This window comes from Mycolicibacterium arabiense, from assembly GCF_010731815.2.
In the GTDB taxonomy this organism is placed as follows: Bacteria; Actinomycetota; Actinomycetes; order Mycobacteriales; family Mycobacteriaceae; genus Mycobacterium; species Mycobacterium arabiense.
This window is the reverse complement of sequence record NZ_AP022593.1, coordinates 4911947-4932178: the sequence shown is the minus strand read 5'-3', so window position 1 is coordinate 4932178 and position 20232 is coordinate 4911947. Positions and strand designations below refer to the sequence as shown.

The 20232-nt window shown below is 68.9% G+C and carries 15 protein-coding genes; 8 read left to right on the top strand and 7 right to left on the bottom strand.

What is annotated here, in order from left to right; translation table 11 throughout:
- The first annotated feature begins 109 nt into the window (after positions 1-109).
- The 7 genes from G6N61_RS25390 to G6N61_RS25360 all read left to right on the top strand — a co-directional run bounded on the left by G6N61_RS25390 (position 110) and on the right by G6N61_RS25360 (position 9302).
- Complete coding sequence (locus tag G6N61_RS25390; protein WP_264076832.1) at positions 110-1861, top strand: acyclic terpene utilization AtuA family protein; 1752 nt, start codon at positions 110-112, stop codon at positions 1859-1861.
- On the top strand, positions 1858-3036 hold the full coding sequence (locus tag G6N61_RS25385; protein ID WP_163922818.1) for an acyl-CoA dehydrogenase family protein: 1179 nt from the start codon (positions 1858-1860) through the stop codon (positions 3034-3036). Before G6N61_RS25390 ends, G6N61_RS25385 begins: the two co-directional genes overlap by 4 nt.
- A complete protein-coding gene (locus tag G6N61_RS25380) occupies positions 3033-4628 on the top strand; it encodes an acyl-CoA carboxylase subunit beta (protein WP_163922814.1) in 1596 nt (531 codons plus the stop codon). Before G6N61_RS25385 ends, G6N61_RS25380 begins: the two co-directional genes overlap by 4 nt.
- A gap of 76 nt (positions 4629-4704) precedes the next feature.
- Positions 4705-6663 (top strand): ATP-binding protein, encoded by a 1959-nt coding sequence (locus G6N61_RS25375; protein WP_163922811.1) that lies wholly within the window; start codon positions 4705-4707, stop codon positions 6661-6663.
- Positions 6664-6677: 14 nt separating this feature from the next.
- Positions 6678-7835, top strand: coding sequence for an acyl-CoA dehydrogenase family protein (locus G6N61_RS25370; protein WP_163922808.1), 1158 nt, complete (start codon positions 6678-6680; stop codon positions 7833-7835).
- Positions 7835-8611 (top strand): enoyl-CoA hydratase family protein, encoded by a 777-nt coding sequence (locus tag G6N61_RS25365; protein WP_163922806.1) that lies wholly within the window; start codon positions 7835-7837, stop codon positions 8609-8611. The genes G6N61_RS25370 and G6N61_RS25365 overlap by 1 nt, the downstream gene beginning before the upstream one ends.
- Before the next feature lie 109 nt (positions 8612-8720).
- Positions 8721-9302: a DUF1707 SHOCT-like domain-containing protein gene (locus G6N61_RS25360; protein ID WP_163922803.1), complete on the top strand. Its 582-nt coding sequence runs from the start codon at positions 8721-8723 to the stop codon at positions 9300-9302.
- Between the two features lie 56 nt (positions 9303-9358).
- Here G6N61_RS25360 and G6N61_RS25355 read toward each other — a convergent pair whose 3' ends face one another.
- The 3 genes from G6N61_RS25355 to G6N61_RS25345 all read right to left on the bottom strand — a co-directional run bounded on the left by G6N61_RS25355 (position 9359) and on the right by G6N61_RS25345 (position 14670).
- Positions 9359-10894, bottom strand: coding sequence for a hypothetical protein (locus G6N61_RS25355; RefSeq protein WP_163922801.1), 1536 nt, complete (start codon positions 10892-10894; stop codon positions 9359-9361).
- A gap of 366 nt (positions 10895-11260) precedes the next feature.
- Positions 11261-13234, bottom strand: a complete 1974-nt coding sequence (locus tag G6N61_RS25350) for a VWA domain-containing protein (RefSeq protein WP_179973523.1) — start codon at positions 13232-13234, stop codon at positions 11261-11263.
- Between the two features lie 53 nt (positions 13235-13287).
- Positions 13288-14670: a sigma 54-interacting transcriptional regulator gene (locus G6N61_RS25345; RefSeq protein WP_163922794.1), complete on the bottom strand. Its 1383-nt coding sequence runs from the start codon at positions 14668-14670 to the stop codon at positions 13288-13290.
- Between the two features lie 499 nt (positions 14671-15169).
- On the opposite strand from G6N61_RS25345, the gene G6N61_RS25340 reads away from it, so the two are divergent.
- Positions 15170-15496, top strand: a complete 327-nt coding sequence (locus tag G6N61_RS25340) for a hypothetical protein (RefSeq protein ID WP_163922791.1) — start codon at positions 15170-15172, stop codon at positions 15494-15496.
- A gap of 73 nt (positions 15497-15569) precedes the next feature.
- Here the strand turns inward: G6N61_RS25340 and purH are convergent, their stop codons facing one another.
- The 4 genes from purH to G6N61_RS25320 all read right to left on the bottom strand — a co-directional run bounded on the left by purH (position 15570) and on the right by G6N61_RS25320 (position 20211).
- Positions 15570-17144 (bottom strand): bifunctional phosphoribosylaminoimidazolecarboxamide formyltransferase/IMP cyclohydrolase, encoded by a 1575-nt coding sequence (gene purH / locus G6N61_RS25335; protein WP_163922788.1) that lies wholly within the window; start codon positions 17142-17144, stop codon positions 15570-15572.
- Positions 17141-17770, bottom strand: a complete 630-nt coding sequence (purN, locus tag G6N61_RS25330) for a phosphoribosylglycinamide formyltransferase (protein WP_163922785.1) — start codon at positions 17768-17770, stop codon at positions 17141-17143. The genes purH and purN overlap by 4 nt, the downstream gene beginning before the upstream one ends.
- Positions 17771-17780: 10 nt before the next feature.
- The gene (locus G6N61_RS25325; protein WP_163922782.1) at positions 17781-19244 is read right to left on the bottom strand and encodes a cell division protein PerM; all 1464 of its coding nucleotides are present in this window, start codon (positions 19242-19244) and stop codon (positions 17781-17783) included.
- A gap of 61 nt (positions 19245-19305) precedes the next feature.
- Positions 19306-20211, bottom strand: a complete 906-nt coding sequence (locus G6N61_RS25320) for a DUF5336 domain-containing protein (RefSeq protein ID WP_163922780.1) — start codon at positions 20209-20211, stop codon at positions 19306-19308.
- Between the last annotated feature and the right edge of the window lie 21 nt (positions 20212-20232).

Here is a 20232-nt window from a genome sequence, read left to right as displayed (position 1 = left end):
ACGGTCCGAGCCTTGACGCGTTACCGGAGGTATCGGCTAACCTACCGGTTGGTTGAGAGCCGTCGATGGCGATGGGAGCACTGTGACGTTTTCGGAGGGCAGGGGCGCAGTGACCCGGGACGGTGAGCACCCAGGCAGGCATCCGGTGCGCATCGGCAACTGCTCGGGCTTCTACGGTGACCGCCACGCGGCCATGCGGGAGATGATCACCGGCGGCGAACTGGACTACCTCACCGGGGATTACCTGGCCGAACTCACCATGCTCATCCTCGCCCGCGACCGCGCGAAGTCGCCGGAGCGGGGATACGCCAAGACCTTCCTGACCCAGCTGGAGGAATCGCTGGGATCCGCCCTCGATCGCGGGGTGAAGATCGTCGCCAACGCAGGCGGGCTGAACCCGGCCGGCCTGGCCGCGGCCGTCCGAGCCCTCGCCGAGCGCCTGGGTCTGGCGGTCGACGTCGCGCACGTCGAGGGCGACGACCTCGTCGGCCGTGCCGACGAACTCGGACTGACGAGTTCCCCCGCCGCTTCGCTCGCCCCGGGCGCGCCCCTTGCGGCCAACGCCTACCTCGGCGCGTGGGGCATCGCCGACTGTCTGCTCGGCGGCGCCAACGTCGTGGTGACGGGCCGGGTCACTGACGCGTCGGTGATCGTCGGACCTGCCGCTGCGCACTTCGGCTGGAGCCGCACCGACTACGACGCGCTCGCCGGCGCCGTCGCCGCAGGTCACGTGATCGAGTGCGGCACCCAGGCGACCGGTGGCAACTTCGCCTTCTTCACCGAAGTGCCCGACCTGATGCATGCCGGCTTCCCCGTCGCCGAGATCCACGCCGACGGGTCGTCGGTGATCACCAAGCACCCCGGCACCGGCGGACTGGTCAGCACCGACACCGTGACCGCGCAACTGCTCTACGAGATCGGCGGCGCACGCTACGCCAATCCCGACGTGACGCTGCGCGTCGACAGCGTGACGCTGGCCGACGACGGACCCGACCGGGTGCGGATCAGCGGAGTGCGCGGCGAGCCGCCGCCACCCACGCTCAAGGTGTCCTTGAACTCGGTCGGCGGCTTCCGCAACGCGATGACGTTCGTGCTGACGGGACTCGACATCGAAGCCAAGGCGGATCTGGTGCGCCGGCAGCTGGAGTCCAACCTGACGGTCGAGCCCGCGGAGATGGAGTGGACGTTCGCGCGCACCGATCACCCCGACGCCGACACCGAGGAGGCCGCCAGCGCGCTGCTGCGCTGCGTCGTCCGGGACTCCGACCCCAAGAAGGTGGGACGCCACTTCTCCTCAGCCGCAGTTGAACTGGCACTGGCGAGCTACCCGGGTTTCACCACCACCGCCCCGCCTGCCGAGGGCCAGATCTACGGCGTGTTCACCGCCGGCTACGTCGACGCGACAGACGTCCCGCACGTCGCGGTGCACGGTGACGGCGTCCGCGTCGACATCGCACCGGCCGGTGAGACCCAGGCACTGCAGCCCGTCGACGCTCCCGAACTGCCCGCCGCCCCCGTCGGCGGATCAACCCGTCGCGTGCCACTCGGGACCATCGCTGGTGCGCGCAGCGGCGACAAGGGCGGCGACGCGAACGTCGGGGTGTGGGTGCGCACCCCCGAGCAGTGGCAGTGGCTGGCCCACACGCTCACCGTCGACCGGCTGCGCGAATTGCTGCCCGAGACTGCGGATCTCGCCGTCACCCGACATCTACTGCCCAACCTGCGTGCGGTCAACTTCGTCATCGAGGGCATCCTCGGCCAGGGCGTCGCACATCAGGCCCGCTTCGACCCGCAGGCCAAGGGGCTCGGCGAATGGCTGAGAGCCCGCTACATGGACATCCCGGAAGGACTTCTGCCGTGAGCATCTGGACCACTCCCGAGCGTGACGCGCTGCGAAAGACGGTGCGTACCTTCGCCGAACGCGAGATCCTCCCCCACGTCGACGAGTGGGAACGCGCCGGGGAGATACCGCGCGAACTGCACCTGGCCGCCGGGGAGGCCGGTCTGCTCGGCGCGCCGTATCCAGAGGCCGTGGGCGGGGGCGGCGGGGACGGCGCCGACGCGGTGATCATCTGCGAGGAGCTGCACCAATCCGGTGTGCCCGGTGGCGTTTTCGCGTCGCTGTTCACGTGCGGGATCGCGGTGCCCCACATGATCGCCTCGGGCGACGAGCGGCTCATCGACACCTACGTCCGGCCCACGCTGCGCGGCGAGAAGATCGGCTCCCTGGCCATCACCGAGCCCGGCGGCGGCTCCGACGTCGGGCACCTGACCACCCGGGCGGACCGCGACGGAGATGAATACGTCCTCAACGGCGCGAAGACCTACATCACCTCGGGGGTGCGGGCCGACTACGTCGTCACCGCGGCGCGCACCGGTGGCCCTGGCGCGGCGGGCGTGTCGCTGATCGTCGTCGACAAGGGCACACCGGGATTCGAGGTCACCCGCAAGCTCGAGAAGATGGGCTGGCGTTCCAGCGACACCGCCGAACTGGCGTACACCGACGCCCGCGTCCCCGTCGAGAACCTCGTCGGCGCCGAGAACAGCGGCTTCCTGCAGATCGCCGCGGCGTTCGTCTCCGAGCGGGTGGGCCTGGCCGCGCAGGCGTACGCCAGCGCCCAACGCTGCCTCGACCTGACCGTGCAGTGGTGCCGCGATCGAGAAACATTCGGGCGACCGTTGATCTCGCGGCAGTCGGTGCAGAACACGCTCGCCGACATGGCACGGCGGACCGACGTCGCCCGCGTGTACACCCGGGCGCTCGTCGAGCGTCAGATCGATGGAGCCGCTTCGGCGGCGACTTCAGGCGCAGGCGACCAGAACCTGATCACCGACGTGTGCTTCGCGAAGAACACCGCCGTCGAGACCGGCGAATGGGTGGCCAACCAGGCAGTGCAATTGTTCGGGGGCATGGGCTACATGGTCGAGTCGGAGGTCGAACGCCAGTACCGCGACATGCGCATCCTCGGCATCGGCGGCGGGACCACCGAAATCTTGACCGGGCTGGCCGCCAAGACGCTTGGATACCAGTCGTGACCACCCTGAAGTCGACGATCGACGTCCGCTCGGCGGCCTACACCGGCGCGACGGAGGCGATGAGGACCAAGATCGCCGAACTCGACGCCGAGCACGTCAAGTCGCTGGCCGGTGGCGGCGCCAAGTACGTCGAGCGCCACCACGCCCGCGGCAAGCTCACCGCCCGCGAACGCGTCGAGGCGCTGCTCGACCCGGACTCGCCGTTCCTGGAGCTGAGCCCCCTGGCGGCGTGGGGCACCGACTTCACCGTCGGCGCCAGCGTGGTGACGGGCATCGGCGTCGTCGAGGGCGTCGAGTGTCTGATCGTGTCCAACGATCCGACGGTCAAGGGCGGCACCAGCAATCCGTGGACGCTGAAGAAGATCCTGCGCGCCAACCAGATTGCGCTGGAGAACCGGCTGCCGGTGATCTCGATGGTCGAGTCGGGCGGCGCCGACCTGCCGACGCAGAAGGAGATCTTCATCCCGGGCGGCCGGATGTTCCGGGACCTGACCCGGCTGTCGGCGGCGGGCATCCCCACGATCGCGCTGGTGTTCGGCAACTCGACGGCCGGTGGGGCGTACATCCCCGGCATGTCCGACCACGTGGTGATGATCAAGGAACGCTCGAAGGTGTTCCTCGCCGGTCCCCCGCTGGTGAAGATGGCCACCGGCGAGGAGTCCGATGACGAGTCACTCGGTGGCGCCGAGATGCATTCGCGTATATCGGGTCTCGGCGACTACTTCGCGGTCGACGAACTCGACGCCGTCCGCATCGGTAGGCGCATCGTGGCTCGCCTCAACTGGCGCAAGCAGGGCCCGACCCCGCAGCCCGTCGTCGAGCCGGTGTTCGACGCGGAGGAGCTGATCGGCATCGTGCCCGCCGATCTGCGCATCCCGTTCGATCCGCGCGAGGTCATCGCGCGCATCGTCGACGGTTCGGACTTCGACGAGTTCAAGCCGCTCTACGGCGGGTCGCTCGTCACGGGCTGGGCGACGCTGCACGGCTACCCCGTCGGCATCCTGGCCAACGCGCGCGGCGTGCTGTTCAGCGAGGAGTCGCAGAAGGCAACCCAGTTCATCCAGCTGGCCAACCGCTCCGACACGCCACTGTTGTTCCTGCACAACACGACCGGGTACATGGTGGGCCGCAAGTACGAGGAAGGCGGCATGATCAAGCACGGCTCGATGATGATCAACGCCGTGTCGAACTCGACCGTGCCGCACATCTCGCTGCTGATCGGCGCGTCCTACGGCGCAGGCCACTACGGCATGTGCGGGCGGGCGTACGACCCCCGCTTCCTGTTCGCCTGGCCGAGTTCGAAGTCCGCGGTCATGGGCGGCACGCAATTGGCGGGCGTGCTGTCCATCGTCAGCCGGGCCGCGGCCGAGGCCCGCGGCCAGCAGGTCGACGAGGACGCCGACGCCGCCCTGCGCGCCGCGGTCGAGGCGCAGATCGAGGCCGAGTCGCTGCCGATGTTCCTGTCCGGCAGGCTCTACGACGACGGGGTCATCGACCCGCGCGACACCCGCACCGTGCTGGGGATGTGCCTGTCCGCCATCGCCAGCGGCCCGATCGAGGGGACGTCGAACTTCGGCGTCTTCCGGATGTGAGCGCCATGACGGCGACTTCGGCGCGCTTTGCCGCGGTGACCGCGGGTTTCCGCGCCGAATTCGCAGAGGGAGTGAAGTGATCACCACAGTTCTGGTCGCCAACCGCGGCGAGATCGCCCGACGCGTGTTCGCCACGTGCCGACGCCTGGGAATCGGCACCGTCGCGGTGTACACCGACCCCGACGCCGCGAGCCCCCACGTCGCCGAGGCCGACGCCCGCGTGCGCCTCGACGGCCGCAACGGGTACCTCGACGTCGCGCAGTTGATCGGCGCCGCCCGCGCCTCTGGCGCCGACGCGATCCACCCCGGGTACGGATTCCTCTCGGAGAACGCTGAATTCGCCGCCGCGGTGCAGGACGCCGGCCTGGTCTGGATCGGCCCGCCGGTGCCGGCCGTACAGGCGATGGGCAGCAAGATCGAGGCCAAGAAGATGATGGCCGCCGCGGGTGTGCCCGTGCTGGCCGAACTCGACCCCGACACCATCACCGCCGAGCAGCTGCCCGTGCTGATCAAGGCGTCCGCCGGTGGCGGTGGCCGCGGCATGCGGGTGGTCCACGACTTGGCCGAACTGCCCAAGCAGGTCGAGGCAGCGCAGCGCGAGGCGCAGTCCGCGTTCGGCGACGCGACGGTGTTCTGCGAGCGCTACCTGGCCACCGGCCATCACGTCGAGGTGCAGGTGATGGCCGACGCACACGGCACGGTCTGGGCCGTCGGCGAGCGTGAGTGCTCGATCCAGCGTCGCCATCAGAAGATCGTCGAGGAGGCCCCCTCGCCACTCGTCGAGCGCGTCGAGGGCATGCGGGACAAACTCTTCGAAGCTGCCCGCCTGGCCGCCGAGGCGATCGACTACACCGGTGCGGGCACCGTGGAGTTCATGGCCGACGACGAGGGCTCGTTCTTCTTCCTCGAGATGAACACCCGCCTGCAGGTCGAGCATCCGGTGACCGAGGAGACGACGGGGCTCGACCTCGTCGAGCTGCAGCTGCACGTGGCCGACGGCGGCCGGTTGGACCCGCACCCGCCGACCGCGCGGGGTCATTCGATCGAGGTGCGCCTCTACGCCGAGGATCCGTCGAAGAATTGGCAGCCGCAGGCCGGGCCCGTGCACCGGTTCGACGTGCCGACGGCGCGGGCGGCGTTCACCACCCTCGGCTCGGTCGGCGTGCGCGTCGATACCGGCGTGGTCGACGGGTCGGAGGTGTCCATCTTCTACGACCCCATGCTGGCCAAGGTGATCTCCTATGCGCCCACCCGCAGGCAGGCCGCGGCCGTGCTCGCCGATGCGCTGGCGCGGACCCGGCTGCACGGCATCACCACCAACCGCGACCTATTGGTCAACGTGCTGCGGCACCCGGCGTTCCTCGACGGCGCCACCGACACCGCGTTCTTCGACACGCACGGCCTTGCGGAGTTGGCTGCCCCGTCGACCGCCACCGGTGCCGCCCGCCTGTCGGCGATCGCCGCGGCGCTTGCCGACGCCGCCCACAACCGCAGCAGCGCAACGGCTCTGTGCGCCGTCCCCGGTGGATGGCGCAACCTGCCGTCGGGTCACCAGGTGAAGCGGTTCACCGACGCGGGCGGTGACGAGATCGAGGTCCGATACCGGTTCACGCGGGGTCGCCTCGAGCTGCCCGACGACGTCGACGTGGCGCTGGTGTCCTCGGCGCCGGAGCAGGTGGTGCTGTCGGTCGGCGGCGTCGAGCGTCCCTTTGGGGTCGCGCGGTACGGCGACACCGTGTTCGTCGACGGCCCGCTCGGGTCGGTACGGCTCACCGCGCAACCGCGCTTCGGCGATCCCGACGCCGCCGTGGCGCAAGGGTCGCTGCTGGCGCCGATGCCGGGATCGGTGATCCGGGTAGCCGCCGCGGTGGGCGACCGCGTCACGGCCGGCCAGCCGCTGATCTGGCTGGAGGCCATGAAGATGGAGCACACCATCGCCGCACCCAGCAGTGGCGTGCTCGCCGAACTGAACGTCGATGCAGGCCAACAGGTGGACGTGGGCGCCGTGCTGGCCCGGGTCGAAGACCAAGACTGATTCAAGGAGAGACAATGAGCTTCATGGAGACCGACGAGCAGAAGGAACTGCGCAAGGCCGTCGCGCAGTTCTCGGCCAACTACGGCGAGAAGTACTACCTCGAGAAGGCCCGCGCCGGTGAGCACACCACCGAATTGTGGCAAGAGGCAGGCAAACTCGGCTTCATCGGCGTGAACCTCCCCGAGGAGTACGGCGGTGGCGGCGCCGGGATGTACGAGCTGTCGCTGGTGATGGAGGAGATGTCCGCGAGTGGCTGCGCGCTACTGCTGATGGTCGTCTCCCCCGCCATCAACGGCACCATCATCAGCAAGTTCGGCACGCCAGAGCAGAAGCAGCGGTGGATTCCCGGCATCGCCGACGGATCCATCACGATGGCGTTCGCGATCACCGAACCCGACGCCGGATCCAACTCGCACCGGATCACGACGACCGCGCGCCGTGACGGGAGCGACTGGATCCTGTCCGGGCAGAAGGTGTACATCTCGGGCGTCGACCAGGCACAGGCGATCCTCGTGGTCGGCCGCACCGAGGAGGCAAAGACCGGAAATCTCAAGCCCGCCCTGTTCATCGTGCCCACCGATGCTCCCGGCTTGTCGTGGACCAAGATCGACATGGAGATCGTCAGCCCGGAGAACCAGTTCCAGTTGTTCCTCGACGACGTCCGGCTGCCCGCGGATGCGCTCGTCGGCTCCGAAGACGCCGCGATCGCCCAGCTGTTCGCGGGCCTCAACCCGGAGCGGATCATGGGCGCCGCGAGCGCGGTCGGCATGGGGCGCTTCGCGATCAACAAGGCCACCGAGTACGTGAAGACGCGGCAGGTGTGGAAGATGCCGATTGGTGCGCATCAGGGCATCTCGCATCCGTTGGCGCAGAACCACATCGAGGTCGAACTGGCCAAGCTGATGATGCAGAAGGCCGCGACGCTCTACGACCTCGGCGACGACGGCGGCGCCGCTGAGGCCGCGAACATGGCGAAGTACGCCGCGGGTGAGGCGTCGGTGCGCGCGGTCGACCAGGCCGTGCAGTCGCTGGGCGGCAACGGCCTGACCAAGGAGTACGGCATCGCGTCGGTGCTCGTCGCGTCGCGGCTGGCCCGCATCGCACCGGTCAGCCGGGAGATGATCCTGAACTTCGTCGCGCAGACGTCGCTGGGCCTCCCCCGGTCGTACTGATGAGCGCTGAGACACTCGTCCGCTACTCGGTCGAGGCGGGCGTCGCACGCCTGGTCCTCGACTCACCGCACAACCGCAATGCGCTGTCCACCGCGTTGGTGACCCAGTTGCACGACGGGCTGGCGAGCGCAGCGGCCGATCCGACGGTGCGGTGCGTCGTCCTCGGACACGAGGGCGGCACCTTCTGTGCGGGTGCTGACCTGAGCGAGGCGGCAGGCCGCGATCCCGGTGCGCTCGCAGTCGACCGCGCCCGCGAGATGACCCAGGTGTTGCGCGCCATCCTCGAACTCCCGGTGCCGGTGATCGGGGCCATCGACGGGCACGCTCGCGCAGGCGGTCTGGGATTGGTCGGCGCCTGCGACATCGTGGTCGGCGGGCCGGCGAGTACGTTCGCACTGACCGAGGCGCGCATCGGTGTGGCACCGTCGGTGATCTCGCTGACCCTGCTGCCCAAGATGACGGCGCGCTCCGCGGGACGCTACTTCGTCAGCGGTGAGAAGTTCGGCGCCACCGAGGCCGCGGCCATCGGTCTGATCACGGTCGCCGCCGACGACATGGCGGGCACCGTCGCAGCGCTGGCTGCCGACGTGGCCAAGGGTTCGCCACAGGGGCTGGCCGCGTCGAAGGCGCTCACCACCGCGTCGATCCTGCGGGCGTTCGACCAGCACGCCGACGCGCTGGCCGAGCAGTCCGCGGCACTGTTCGTCTCCGAGGAGGCCCACGAGGGCATGCTGGCCTTCCTGGAGAAGCGGCCGCCCCGCTGGGCGTCGGCGTAGCGTCGGGGTAGTCGCCGCCGACACTTCGAGGCGACATCGCCGAGTTGGATGCCGAGTTGGATGAGGTCCGCCCCTTGCATGTACCGAGGTTCGTCGTAGGCTCGTGTCGATGAGCACTCCAGCGTCGCGCAACGGGTCGAAGCGCGCTGCCGACACGGATCGCATCCACGTTGCTCAGCTCCTCACCGAGGCCGCGTCGCAGGGTCGGCTGCAGATGGCCGATTACGAGGAGCGGTTGACCAAGGCGTACGCCGCCCAGACCGTCGACGAACTCGAGCGCCTCAGTGCCGACCTGCCCGACGTGGTGACGGCATCTGGCCGCAGCGACGGCGCCTGCCACCCCGCTCCGTCGACTCTCCTGCTCGCGATCATGAGCGGCTTCGAACGGCGGGGTCGCTGGAACGTCCCGCGCCGCGTGACGTCGTTCGCCCTCTTCGGTGGTGGCGTGATCGACCTGCGCTACGCCGACTTCACGTCACCCGAGGTGGAGATCCACTCGTACTCGATCTTCGGCGGGCAGACGATTCTGCTTCCCCCCGAGATCAACGTCGACGTCCACGGTGTCGGGGTCATGGGGTCGTTCGAGCACATCGGCGACGTCGGCTCCCCGGGTGCACCGCAGGTGACCATCCGCGGATTCTCGCTCTGGGGCAGCGTCGGCATCAAGCGCAAGAAGCGCAAGAACCCCTGACGAACATCGGCCCCCTCCGCGAGCGGAAGGGGCCGATGTCCTTTGTGCGTGAGTGGCTACTCGCCGTCGCCGCCACCGTCGTTGTCAGCGCCGTCGGTCGCGCCGCCATCGGTGGTGCCGCCGGTCGTGCTGCCGCCGGCAGCCGGCTTCTTGCCGCCCTTGATCATGTTGTCGACGGCTGCGAACGCGGGCTTGAAGACACCCCACGCTCCGCCGCCGCGCACCCCGTCGGACGAGCCGCCGCCCCCGGGGATGATGATGACCGGCTCGACCTTGTTGCCGTCCTTGACCTCGGCGTCCGCTTCCTCCTCCGAGACGGCCTCCTGCTTCACCGCCGAGGTGGATTCCACGGGTGCAGTCGCGGGTGCCGCGGGTGCGGCGGCCGGCGCGGCTTCGACCTTGCGGGCCTGCGGCGCCGCCGGCTCATCGGCGGGCTGCTGGGTCTCCTCGACGGCCGCCGCCAGTTGCGTGTCGGCGGTGGTGGACTCCTCCACGTTTGCGACGAGGGTGTTCACCGGCGGAGGCGTCGTCGGTGGCACCGGCGGGCTCTCCACCTCGGGCACGGGGCCCGTCAGGATGTACCGCACGACACCGGTTACGCCGTTGTCGAAGAACTCATTCCACAGATCCTTGGACCGTTCGTCGGCCGCACCGTCGACCAGGCGCGCGCGGATCACTTCGTCGATGCCGCCGTCGAAGTACTGGTTGATCGTGTCCTTTTGTCCTTGATCGCCGGTGCTCGACAGCAGACGTTGCCGAACGACCTCTTGAACGCCGCCATCCCAGAACTGATCGAGCGTGGCCTGCTGATCGGGGCTCAGCCCGGTGTTCCTGATGGTGTTGTAGATGACGCCGAAGCTGCCGCGGCGGGCCGGGTTCGGGTTGCCGACGAGAACGAACTGGCCGGGGATCGGGTTCCCCTGCGCATCCTTGACGGGGATCGGATTTCCGTCTTCGTCGAGCAACTGGACCGCTTGTGAGTTGTAGATCGTCGGCGCGTTGAAGAACGTGTCGAGGAGCCGCCGCTGGTCCACGCTCAAGCCCGTCCCGACGAGGGCGTCGTAGAACAAGCCTTGGAACCCGACTTGCGCGATGTTCTCTGAACCGTCGGCGTTCACGGAGTCACCGAAGAAGGTGTTGATCTGAGCCCGCAGCGTCGGGTCGGCTTGGTACATGAGGAGCCGGTAGCGCACTACCTCGCTGAGCCCCTCGTTGAAGAAGAGATTGATCTGATCGCGCGAATACGGGTCCACGTTGTCCCGAGTCAGGAGCAGTCGGACGACGTCGGAGAGGCCTTCTTCGAAGTACGAGTCGATTACCGCAGTGCCGCGCGGGTCGTTCACGTTGGCGTTCTGCAGGAGCTGCTGGATGACTCCGGAGGCATGAATGGTGCCTGCGTTGCCGGGGTCGCCGGGGAACTCTCGGAAGTACGTGTTGATCAGATCCGTGAGATTCGCATTCAGATCGACCTCGGTCTGCTGCGCCACCTTGACTTCGCCAGGGGACATCGGCGGCGCGATGGCGACCGTGGCGGCTACGGCACCGGCCGCAGCAAAGGCCACGCCTGCAGTGACGAATGGGCGAAGTGCCATGTGAATCCCCCTTGAATCTAATGGTGGCTCGGTGCGTGGCTAAACCATCCTGCGCGGCTTAGAAGAACCTGAGAAGACCTTAAACCGTTTCGAATGTTTTTGCCACGGCTACGTCAAAAGTTTGCGAACCAATCTTCTCGAACGCGCCCCTGCGACAGTTGTCACACCTTTAGGACGATTGGTCGGCGCAATTCGGCCCGATTGGCTCAATGGCAGTTGAGAGGCCATTTCGACCGTCGAAGACGGCAATGGCCGAGCGCGGATGGGACAAGATCAAGATCGGTCGAACTCGCGCCAGCAGCTCGATTGCCGGAATGGTTGCCAGCAGCTAATTCGAATTCACCTGCGCGCACGTGGCGAACGGGGTCAGCGGCGTTTGCGGGACCGCAGATAGTCACTGACCACGGCAGCACCGAGGCCATCGAGTTCTGGCACCACGACACGGCCCTCGACACGGCGCGCCACCTGATCGATGAACCGCGTCAGGCTCGGGTCGCTGCCGAGCCGGAAGATCGTCACGTGTGCGCCGAGGCGGGCGACCTCGTCGAAGCCGCGCACCGTGTGGGCGATCGTGCGCGGATGCGGCGGGTAGTCGAAGAACACCGACGAACCGTCGCCGTCGCCGAAGTCCTCGAGATGTGCGGTCGGCTCACCGTCGGTCACGATGAGCACCGTGGGCTGGGCGTTGGGATGACGCCGGAGGTGGCGGGTGGCCAGCGCCAGCGCATGGTGCAGGTTGGTGCCCTGTTCGTAGACGCCTTCGAGCCCGGCGAGTTCGCTGGCCGACACGGTGCGCGCGTAACGCCCGAAGGCGATTATCTCCAGCGCGTCCGACCGGAAGCGCGTGCTGACCAGATGGTGCAGCGCCAGCGCCGTGCGCTTCATCGGCAGCCAGCGGTTCTCCATGACCATCGAGAACGACGTGTCCACCAGCAGCGCCACCGCCGCCTGCGTGCGGGTCTCGGTCTCGGAGATCTCCACGTCGTCGACGCTGATCCGCAGCGGCGGCTCCGCAACGCCCGTTCCGGCCTGCCGCAGTACGGCGTTGGTCAGCGTCCGAGTCACGTTCCAGGGCTCGGTGTCACCGAACTGCCAGGGCCGCGTGGCGCCGGTCAGCTCACCGGCGGCGCCGGCGCGCCGCGTGTCGCGCTCGCCGTGACGTCCCGAGAGTTGTTGCGCCACATCGCGAAGCGCCGCCTGACCCAGCTGGCGCATGGCCTTGGGCGACAGTCGCCATTGCCCGTCCGAGCCGCGATCGAGGAACCCCTGCTCCATCAGGGCACGCTCGAGTTCGGCCAAGGTGCGAGCGTCGACGGCAGCGTCCTCACCCAGCTGGCGGGCCAGCATGTCGAGGTCGACGTCGTCCATCTGTGCGCCGGCGTAGCTCTGCGAGAGTTGCTCGGCGAGCTGTTCGAGTTCGGCGATGTCGGCCATCGCCTGCGCGCCCTCGCCCATCCCCATCGGGTTGTCGCCGCTGAAGTTCTCCGAACCCGACCAGTCCTCACCCGGGCGGGCAGACTGCAGGTGGGAGTCCAACCGATTCAGCGCGTTCATCAGCGACGGCGACCCGAAGGCTTGCTGTGCCAGCGCGTCGAGTTCCGCGCGCTGCTGCTCGGTAAGGCTGTTGCGGAAGCGCTGGGCGGCCGCGGCACGTTGGGCCAGGGAGTCCAGCAGTTCATCGATGTTCTGCGGGTTCTCCGGGAAGTACTCGCCGTGCTTGGCCATGAAGTCTTGGAAGTCCTGGGGCGTGTCCTGCCCCTGGGCATGCTTGTCGAGTAGCTCGTTGAGGTCGTCGAGCATCTCGTTGACGCGCTGACGGTCCTCGTCGGTCGCGTTCTCCAGCGCCTCCTTCATGCCGGCGAAGCGCTGGTCGAGCATCTCGCGACCCATGAGGTCCTTGATCTGCTCGTACTTCTCGCGAGCCTCCTGGCTGCGCCAGTCGTACTCCGCGAGTTCCTGCACGGCCTTGGCCGGAGAGGGTGACAGCGACTCCATCTGGAGTTCGCCGAAACGCGCGTCGTCGTCGAGCGCCCGCGCGAGTTCCTTGCGTTCGGCTAACACGGCCTCGTCGAGCAACTTCTTGATGTCCTGCAGCGTACCGTCGAGATTGTTGCGTTGCAGGAGCTTCCGGCGCTTGCTGTTGGCCTCGGCGGCCAACCGGTCGGCGCCCCGTTGGTTCTGGGTGCCGCGCCGCAACAGCTCCTGCAGTGCCCGCCGGGGCGAGCTGCCCTCCATGACCTCCTGGCCGATCTGCTCGAGTGCATCGCGCAAGTCGACCGGCGGCGCCAGCGGGTCGGGCCCGCCGGTGTACCGGGAGTATCGCGAGAGGCGCTTACTCACTGCGGCCCTCCTCAACGCGGCTCGTCCCTCGCCGCTTGATCGTCGAACCGCGGTTAGCCATAGACGGTTTCGCCCTCGCCGGACACCTTGTCGATCCGCTTGGCCAGGTACAGGGCTTCGAGCGCCAGCTCGAGGGCCCCTGCCCGTTCGCCGTCGCTCTGCGCGCCGAGGCGCTCGGCGATCTCGTCGACCACCGGCAGATCCGGCACGGCGGCGAGGACGTCCTTGGCCGATACCCGCTCCCCCGTCGTCACCGGTGCACCGTCCTCGACGGCAACCACCAGCGGTCCGACGTCGATGCCGCCGAGCAGGCGCTGCGCGGTGTCGGCGGTCGCACGGCGCAGCAGGTGCTCCAGGATGGCCTGCTCGCGGCCCTCTTCGCCGGACTCGAATTCGAGCTTGCCGCGCAGCACGTCGACCACGGTGGCGAGGTCGACGACGCGGGCGACCGGCTCCTGCTCGCCGAGGATCGTCGACCGGTGCCGTGCCGCGGCTGCAACAGTCTCGGCCGCGGCGATGGCGAAGCGCGCGGAGACGCCCGACCGCTGGTCGATCGACGACGACTCGCGCAGCGCGCGAGCGAACCGGGCAAGGATCTGGATCAGGTATTCCGGCACCTCTGCCGCCAGATGGGCCTCCTGGGTGATGACGCCGACCTCGGCGTCCAGGCGGATCGGGTAGTGCGTCCGGATCTCTGCGCCGAAGCGATCCTTGAGCGGGGTGATGATGCGGCCGCGGTTGGTGTAGTCCTCGGGGTTCGCGCTGGCGACCACCAGGACGTCGAGCGGCAGCCGCAGCGTGTAGCCGCGAACCTGGATGTCGCGCTCCTCCATCACGTTGAGCATCGACACCTGTATGCGCTCGGCGAGGTCGGGCAGCTCGTTGATCGCGACGACGCCGCGGTGGGCACGCGGGATCAGGCCGAATGCAATGGTCTCCGGGTCGCCGAGGCTGCGTCCCTCGGCCACCTTGATCGGGTCGATGTCACCGACGAGGTCGGCCACGCTGGTGTCCGGGGTGGCGAGCTTCTCGGTGTAGCGATCACTGCGGTGCACCCAGCTGATCGGCAGGTCGTCACCCGAGGTCGCCACCCGGCGAATGGATTCGGGGGTGATCGGGCTGAACGGGTGCTCGTTGAGTTCCGAGCCGTCGATGACGGGCGTCCACTCGTCGAGCAGTCCGGTCAGCGCACGCAGCAGACGCGTCTTGCCCTGACCGCGCTCACCCAGCAGCACGATGTCGTGGCCCGCGATCAGCGCCCGCTCCAACTGCGGCAGCACGGTGTCCTCGAACCCGAGGATGCCGGGCCACACGTCGCGGCCCTCGGCAAGGGCGGCGAGCAGATTCGCCTGGATCTCGTCCTTGACTCCCCGCTCCTGGTGGCCCGAGGCACGCAGTTCGCCGACAGTACGGGGGAGATCGTTAGGTGATGTCACGACTCCACGCTACGACTGCTCTGCGACAACGGCACGAGTTCCCCCACGAGCGAACGATGATCCGCACGTTTCGACCCGCCACGAGGGCCGCGCATCGGCCTGCGGGGTCAGCGGAAACCCGGCTGCGTCGCAGCCGACGAAAGCGCACTGCGCCAATCGGCTCGCGACTGCACCGGTTCGTGATCATGGCAATTCCGCGTTTGTTAGCGGCACTTACCGTCGCGTCCGCCATTGTTGGGTGTCAGGACCTCAAGAGCATTTGCCGAGAGGCGTCGCCGTGGTTCGCCAGCGTCATGCATTCGTTTGCGGTGTTGGTATATTTTGGTCGACTACCTGTGTATTTGCGTCCGCAAGGACATTGCAGCACACCAACGCACCGCGGAGCAAAACTCTTCGCCATACTCCCGTACCAGGGGTATATTTCGAACAAGGGACCAACCGGGGCGGTTCCAGCGGTCTTTCAGCAAAGGGCTGAGGCGTTCACGAAGGGGATGACATGGTGGGGAAGACCAGAATCGACTCACGACGACTGCAGCTTGCGGTTGGCGGTGCAATCGCGAGCGGCGCGCTCCTATTCGGTGCGTCGGCAGGCGTCGCGAGCGCGGAGCCCGCGCCGGCGCCGAACCCGGACTGCTTTGGCATCCCGCAATGCGCCATCCTCCCGGGCCTTCTCACGCCCACGGGCAATGGTGGTGGCGGGTACGCGAACGGCACGGCGGGTGGCGGGTACGCGACCGGCGAGGCTGGCGGCGGGTACGCGACCGGCGAGGCCGGCGGTGCGTTCTCGCGCGGCGAAGGCGGCGGCGCCTTCAGTCAAGCCGAATAACAACCCCCGCGAAGCAACCACGATCGCGCGGACTCGGCGGAGTCCGCGCGATTCTTGCTCACCGCGGCCGGTGTCAGTGCGCGAAGTGCCGCGCGCCGGTCAGGTAGAGCGTGATGCCCGCCTTCGCCGCGGCCTCGGTGACGACGTCGTCGCGCATCGAACCGCCAGGGTGCACGATGGCCTTCACCCCGGCCGCGGTCAACGTCTCGAGACCGTCGGGGAAGGGGAAGAACGCATCGGACGCGGCGACGGCGCCCGCTACCCGGTCACCGCCCCGCTCGACGGCCAGCCGGGCCGCGTCGACGCGGTTGACCTGTCCCATGCCAACGCCGACGGTCGCACCGTCCTTGACCACGACGATGGCGTTCGACTTCACCGCCCGGCAGGAACGCCAGGCGAATTTCAGCTCGGCCAGGGTCTGCGGATCGGCGGGCTCGCCGGTGGCCAGCGTCCAGGTCACCGGGTCGTCGCCGGGGGCGTCGAGCGCGTCGCGCTGCTGCACCAGCAGACCGCCGCTCACCTGACGGAACTCGGTGCCGCCCGGCTGCGGCTCGGCAGCGACCAGCACGCGGATGTTCTTCTTACGGGCCAGGATCTCGACGGCGCCGGGCTCGTAGGCGGGGGCGATGATCACCTCGGTGAAGATGTCGGCGACGGTCTCCGCCATCTCCACGCTGACCGCCGTGTTCGATGCAATCACCCCGCCGAAGGCGCTGAGCGGATCGCATTCGTGTGCCTTGCGGTGCGCATCGGCGACCGACACCGACGACACCGCGATGCCGCAGGGGTTGGCGTGCTTGATGATCGCCACGCAGATGTCCTCGTGATCGAACGCCGCCCGCCACGCCGCGTCGGCGTCGGTGAAGTTGTTGTACGACATCTCCTTGCCGTGCAGCTGTTCGGCTTGCGCCAGGCCGGGCCAGGCCGCGTCGTCGACGTACAGCGCGGCCTGCTGGTGCGGGTTCTCGCCGTAGCGCAGCACCGCGCTGCGACGCCAGGTCCCCGCGTACCACTGCGGCAGCGGCTGCTCGGGCTCCTCCGGTGTCAGGGTGTCGGCCATCCACGTGGCGACGGCCACGTCGTACTCGGCGGTGTGCCGGAAGGCCAACGACGCCAACCGCTTCCGCTCGGCGAGGGTGAACCCGCCCGACCGCACCGCGGCGAGCACGCCGTCGTAGCCGATCGGCTCGACGACCACCGCCACGCTCGGGTGGTTCTTGGCGGCGGCGCGGACCATCGACGGTCCGCCAATGTCGATCTGCTCGACGCATTCGTCGACACCCGCACCCGACGCCACGGTCTCGGTGAACGGGTACAGGTTCACGACGACGAGTTCGAAGGCCTCGACGCCGAGGTCGTCGAGCGCCGCGACGTGCTCGGGCTTGCGGGTGTCGGCCAGCAGGCCGGCGTGCACGCGCGGGTGCAGCGTCTTCACCCGGCCGTCGAGCACCTCGGGGAAGCCGGTGACGTCCTCGACGGGCGTGACCGGAACACCGCTCGCGGCAATCGTTTTGGCCGTCGAGCCGGTCGAGACGATCGTGACGCCTGCGTCATGCAGGCCACGGGCGAGTTCGGCCAGACCCGTCTTGTCGTAGACGCTGATCAATGCTCGTCTGACCGGACGCCGGCCCTCGCTCGCGTCGCTCATCCCATGGCCGCCTTTCGTCCCGTCCAAGTCACACCGCGCGTCGCCATCGCCGCGAGTACGTCAACCAACAACCGTCTTTCGACCACCTTGATGCGCTCGTGCAGAGTCGCCTCGTCGTCGTCGTCGAGCACCGCAACCGCCTCCTGGGCGAGGATCGGGCCGGTGTCCATGCCTGCGTCCACCAGGTGCACGCTGCAGCCGGTGACCCTCACACCGTAGGCCAGCGCGTCGGGCACCGCGTGCGCGCCGGGGAAGGCGGGCAGCAACGCGGGGTGGGTGTTCACGACACGGCCCATGAACCGCGAGAGGAATTGTGGGCCAAGGATCTTCATGAAGCCGGCACTGACCACCAGATCCGGCTCGTGCTCGGCGGTGGCCGCGGTGATGGCGGCGTCCCACGCGGCGCGGTCGGGGTGGTCGCCGAGGCGGGTCGTGTAACCGGGGATGCCCGCGGACGACGCAACTTCGAGCGCCCGGCACTCGCGGTCGGTGCCGACGGCGATCACTCGCGCGGGGTAGTCCCCGGTGGCCGCCTCCAGGAGCGATTCGAGCAGAGATCCGGTGCCCGACGCCAGTACCACCAGCCGAGCGGGTGCACTCGGGGGCACACGGAGCGGGGGCTGCACGCGAAGCAGCCTAATCGGCCGGTCGACGGCCCTCGCCGCTGGTGGCCCCGGGCCAATCGTCGTCGTCGGTGACGAAGTGCGCCTCGGGATCGTCGTCGAGGTCGTGGGGTCGCGGCTCACGCACCCGCGGCACCGGCTCGGGCTCGTAGTACGGCTCGTCGGGCGCCTCGTCCTCGGGCACGGGGTCCGGGTCGAGGTCCACCTCGTCGCGTGCCGGGTCGGGGTCGGCGGCCGGTCCGGGCGAGCCCATCACCACGGTGGGCGACTCGGAGTCGCCGACGAAGCCGTCGTCGTCGGCGACGGGGTCGGGGCCGACCTTGCGGGCTGCGACGGGGCGCGGTTTACGCACCTGGCTGATGCCTCCGGCCATGACGACCGTCAGCCCGCCGACGCCGACGAACCACAGCAGGATGGCGGGCGCGAACGTCGCCTGGTCGACGCCGACGTCGCCGAAGTTGCCGAGCCGTCCACCCCCGGCGTAGGCGAGCAGGGCCATGACGAGTGCCGACAGCACCGCTGCGGTGGCCAACTTGGCCGCCGCCGCAGACAGCGGCAGAGGCCGGCGGGCGCATTGCTGGCCCAGCGCCACCGCCGACGCAGCGCCCACGATCAGCAAGGCCACCCAGATCGGTCCGAGCGGAGGCGTCGGGAGCGCGGCAAGGACCGGCACGGGCGGGATGTCGCCGCCCAGCACGGTGAAGGAACTGAACGTCGCGAGCCCGACGTGGGCACTGGAGCCGACGGCGACCGCGGCGGTACCGACGATGACGTTCGGGACGTAGAGCGCCGACAGCAGCGTCAGGCTCAACTGCCCGAACAGCGAGTCGGTGATGCCGTAGAGGTCGTGCATGGTGCCCCAGTGGACGACCATCGACGCCACCGCGACGACGCCCGAGAGCCCGCACAGCGCGAGCACGCCCGCCGCTGCGGCACGGCCCGCCTCGGGCAGCCAGTCCGGAACCCACGGCAGAGCCGCGATGCGGCGGTGCATGCGCATGCCGACACCGATCACGGCGCCGGCGAGGTGCACCGCCAGGACGCCGCCGAACGCCCGCAGCGCGCTGGGTGTCTGCAGCTCGGTCAGCACCGAGGAGGCGTCGTGGATCACGGCGAGGGAGAGCGCCGCGATCAGCAACGGACCGCCCAGCGCCGACGCGACCACCCACCGGGCCACGAACCACGACGTGCTCGGCGACAACGCGTTGGCCGTCGACCTGGCCGTGCCCCACACCATCAGGAGCAGCGGCAGCAGCGGCATGACGCCAAGCACCCGGCCACCGATCGATACGGGTACCTGATGCACGCCGAGCCACATGCTCGCGATGGCGCCGAACGCGCCGGTCATGTCGCTGTTGGCGATCAGCAACTGGAGCAACACGACCGCGGCGATGATCACCAGGGCGACCACCGACGGACCGAACGCGACCCTCAGCAGGTCGCGGGCCTGGCGGGTGCCGACGGGCCGGTTGTCCACTAGACGGGTCACTCCTCGCGCAGGCAGGGGCGCGCGTGGATCGCAAGCGCGCCGCTAGAGACTACGACGGCGGAGGACCGCCCTGCGGGGAGGTGGACTGCTGTGTCGACTGCGGCTGCTGTACCGACTGCGGCTGCGCCTGGGCCTGGGGGCCGGTGTCGGCGGAGCTGCCGGGAGGCTGCGGCTGGCCGTAGGCGGGGAAACCGGTGGGAGGCGTCGGAGGACCGGACTGCTGCCCGCCCTGTGCGCCCTGCGAGGCCTGACCACTGAAGCCGCCGGTCGACGGGCCGCCGTAGCCGTAACCCTGCTGCGGGTAACCCTGGCGCTGCTGGCCCTGGTGCGACCCGAGCTGCTGGGGCTGCCCATGCGACTGGCCGCCTTGCGGCTGGCCGTAGTACTGCTGCTGCTGAGGTGAGTAGCCGCCGTACTGCTGCTGCTGGTCGTACTTCTGCCGCGGCTCCGGTGCGGTGATGACGCCGGAGTCCAGCAGGAGGTTGGCGATGGCCGCACCCGCCTGCAGGAACGTGAAGGCGATGATCGCGTAGAGCGCCCAGCCGATGCTGACCTCAGCGGGTGCGTTGATGACCTCGGCCAGCACGAGCAGGAAGGCCAGCGTCGCGACGATGGCCACCCAGGCGCGGCGCGGCTTCTGCTTGGCGAGTACTCCCGCGCCTGCGATCAACGCGGCGACGACGGAGGCGATGACGGCCAGGCCGAGGCCGGTGGTGCTGCCGCTGGCGCTGCCCAGCTGCGGGAAGTCGGAGTTGCTGATCGTGAACAGCGGACCGAAGTTCAGCAGATAGACGCCGAGGCCCAGCAGGGCGACGGCAAGGCTCAGGTACAGCGGCAGCTTGCTCGCACCGGTCGGCGTCTGCTCCGACGGCTTCGCGAACTGCTGTGTGGGCGCGGCGAACTGGGTCGTCGGCGCCGGTGGCGGGTATCCGGGGTTACCGGGCGGGTAGCTCATGAAATCTCCTGTGCTCCTCGA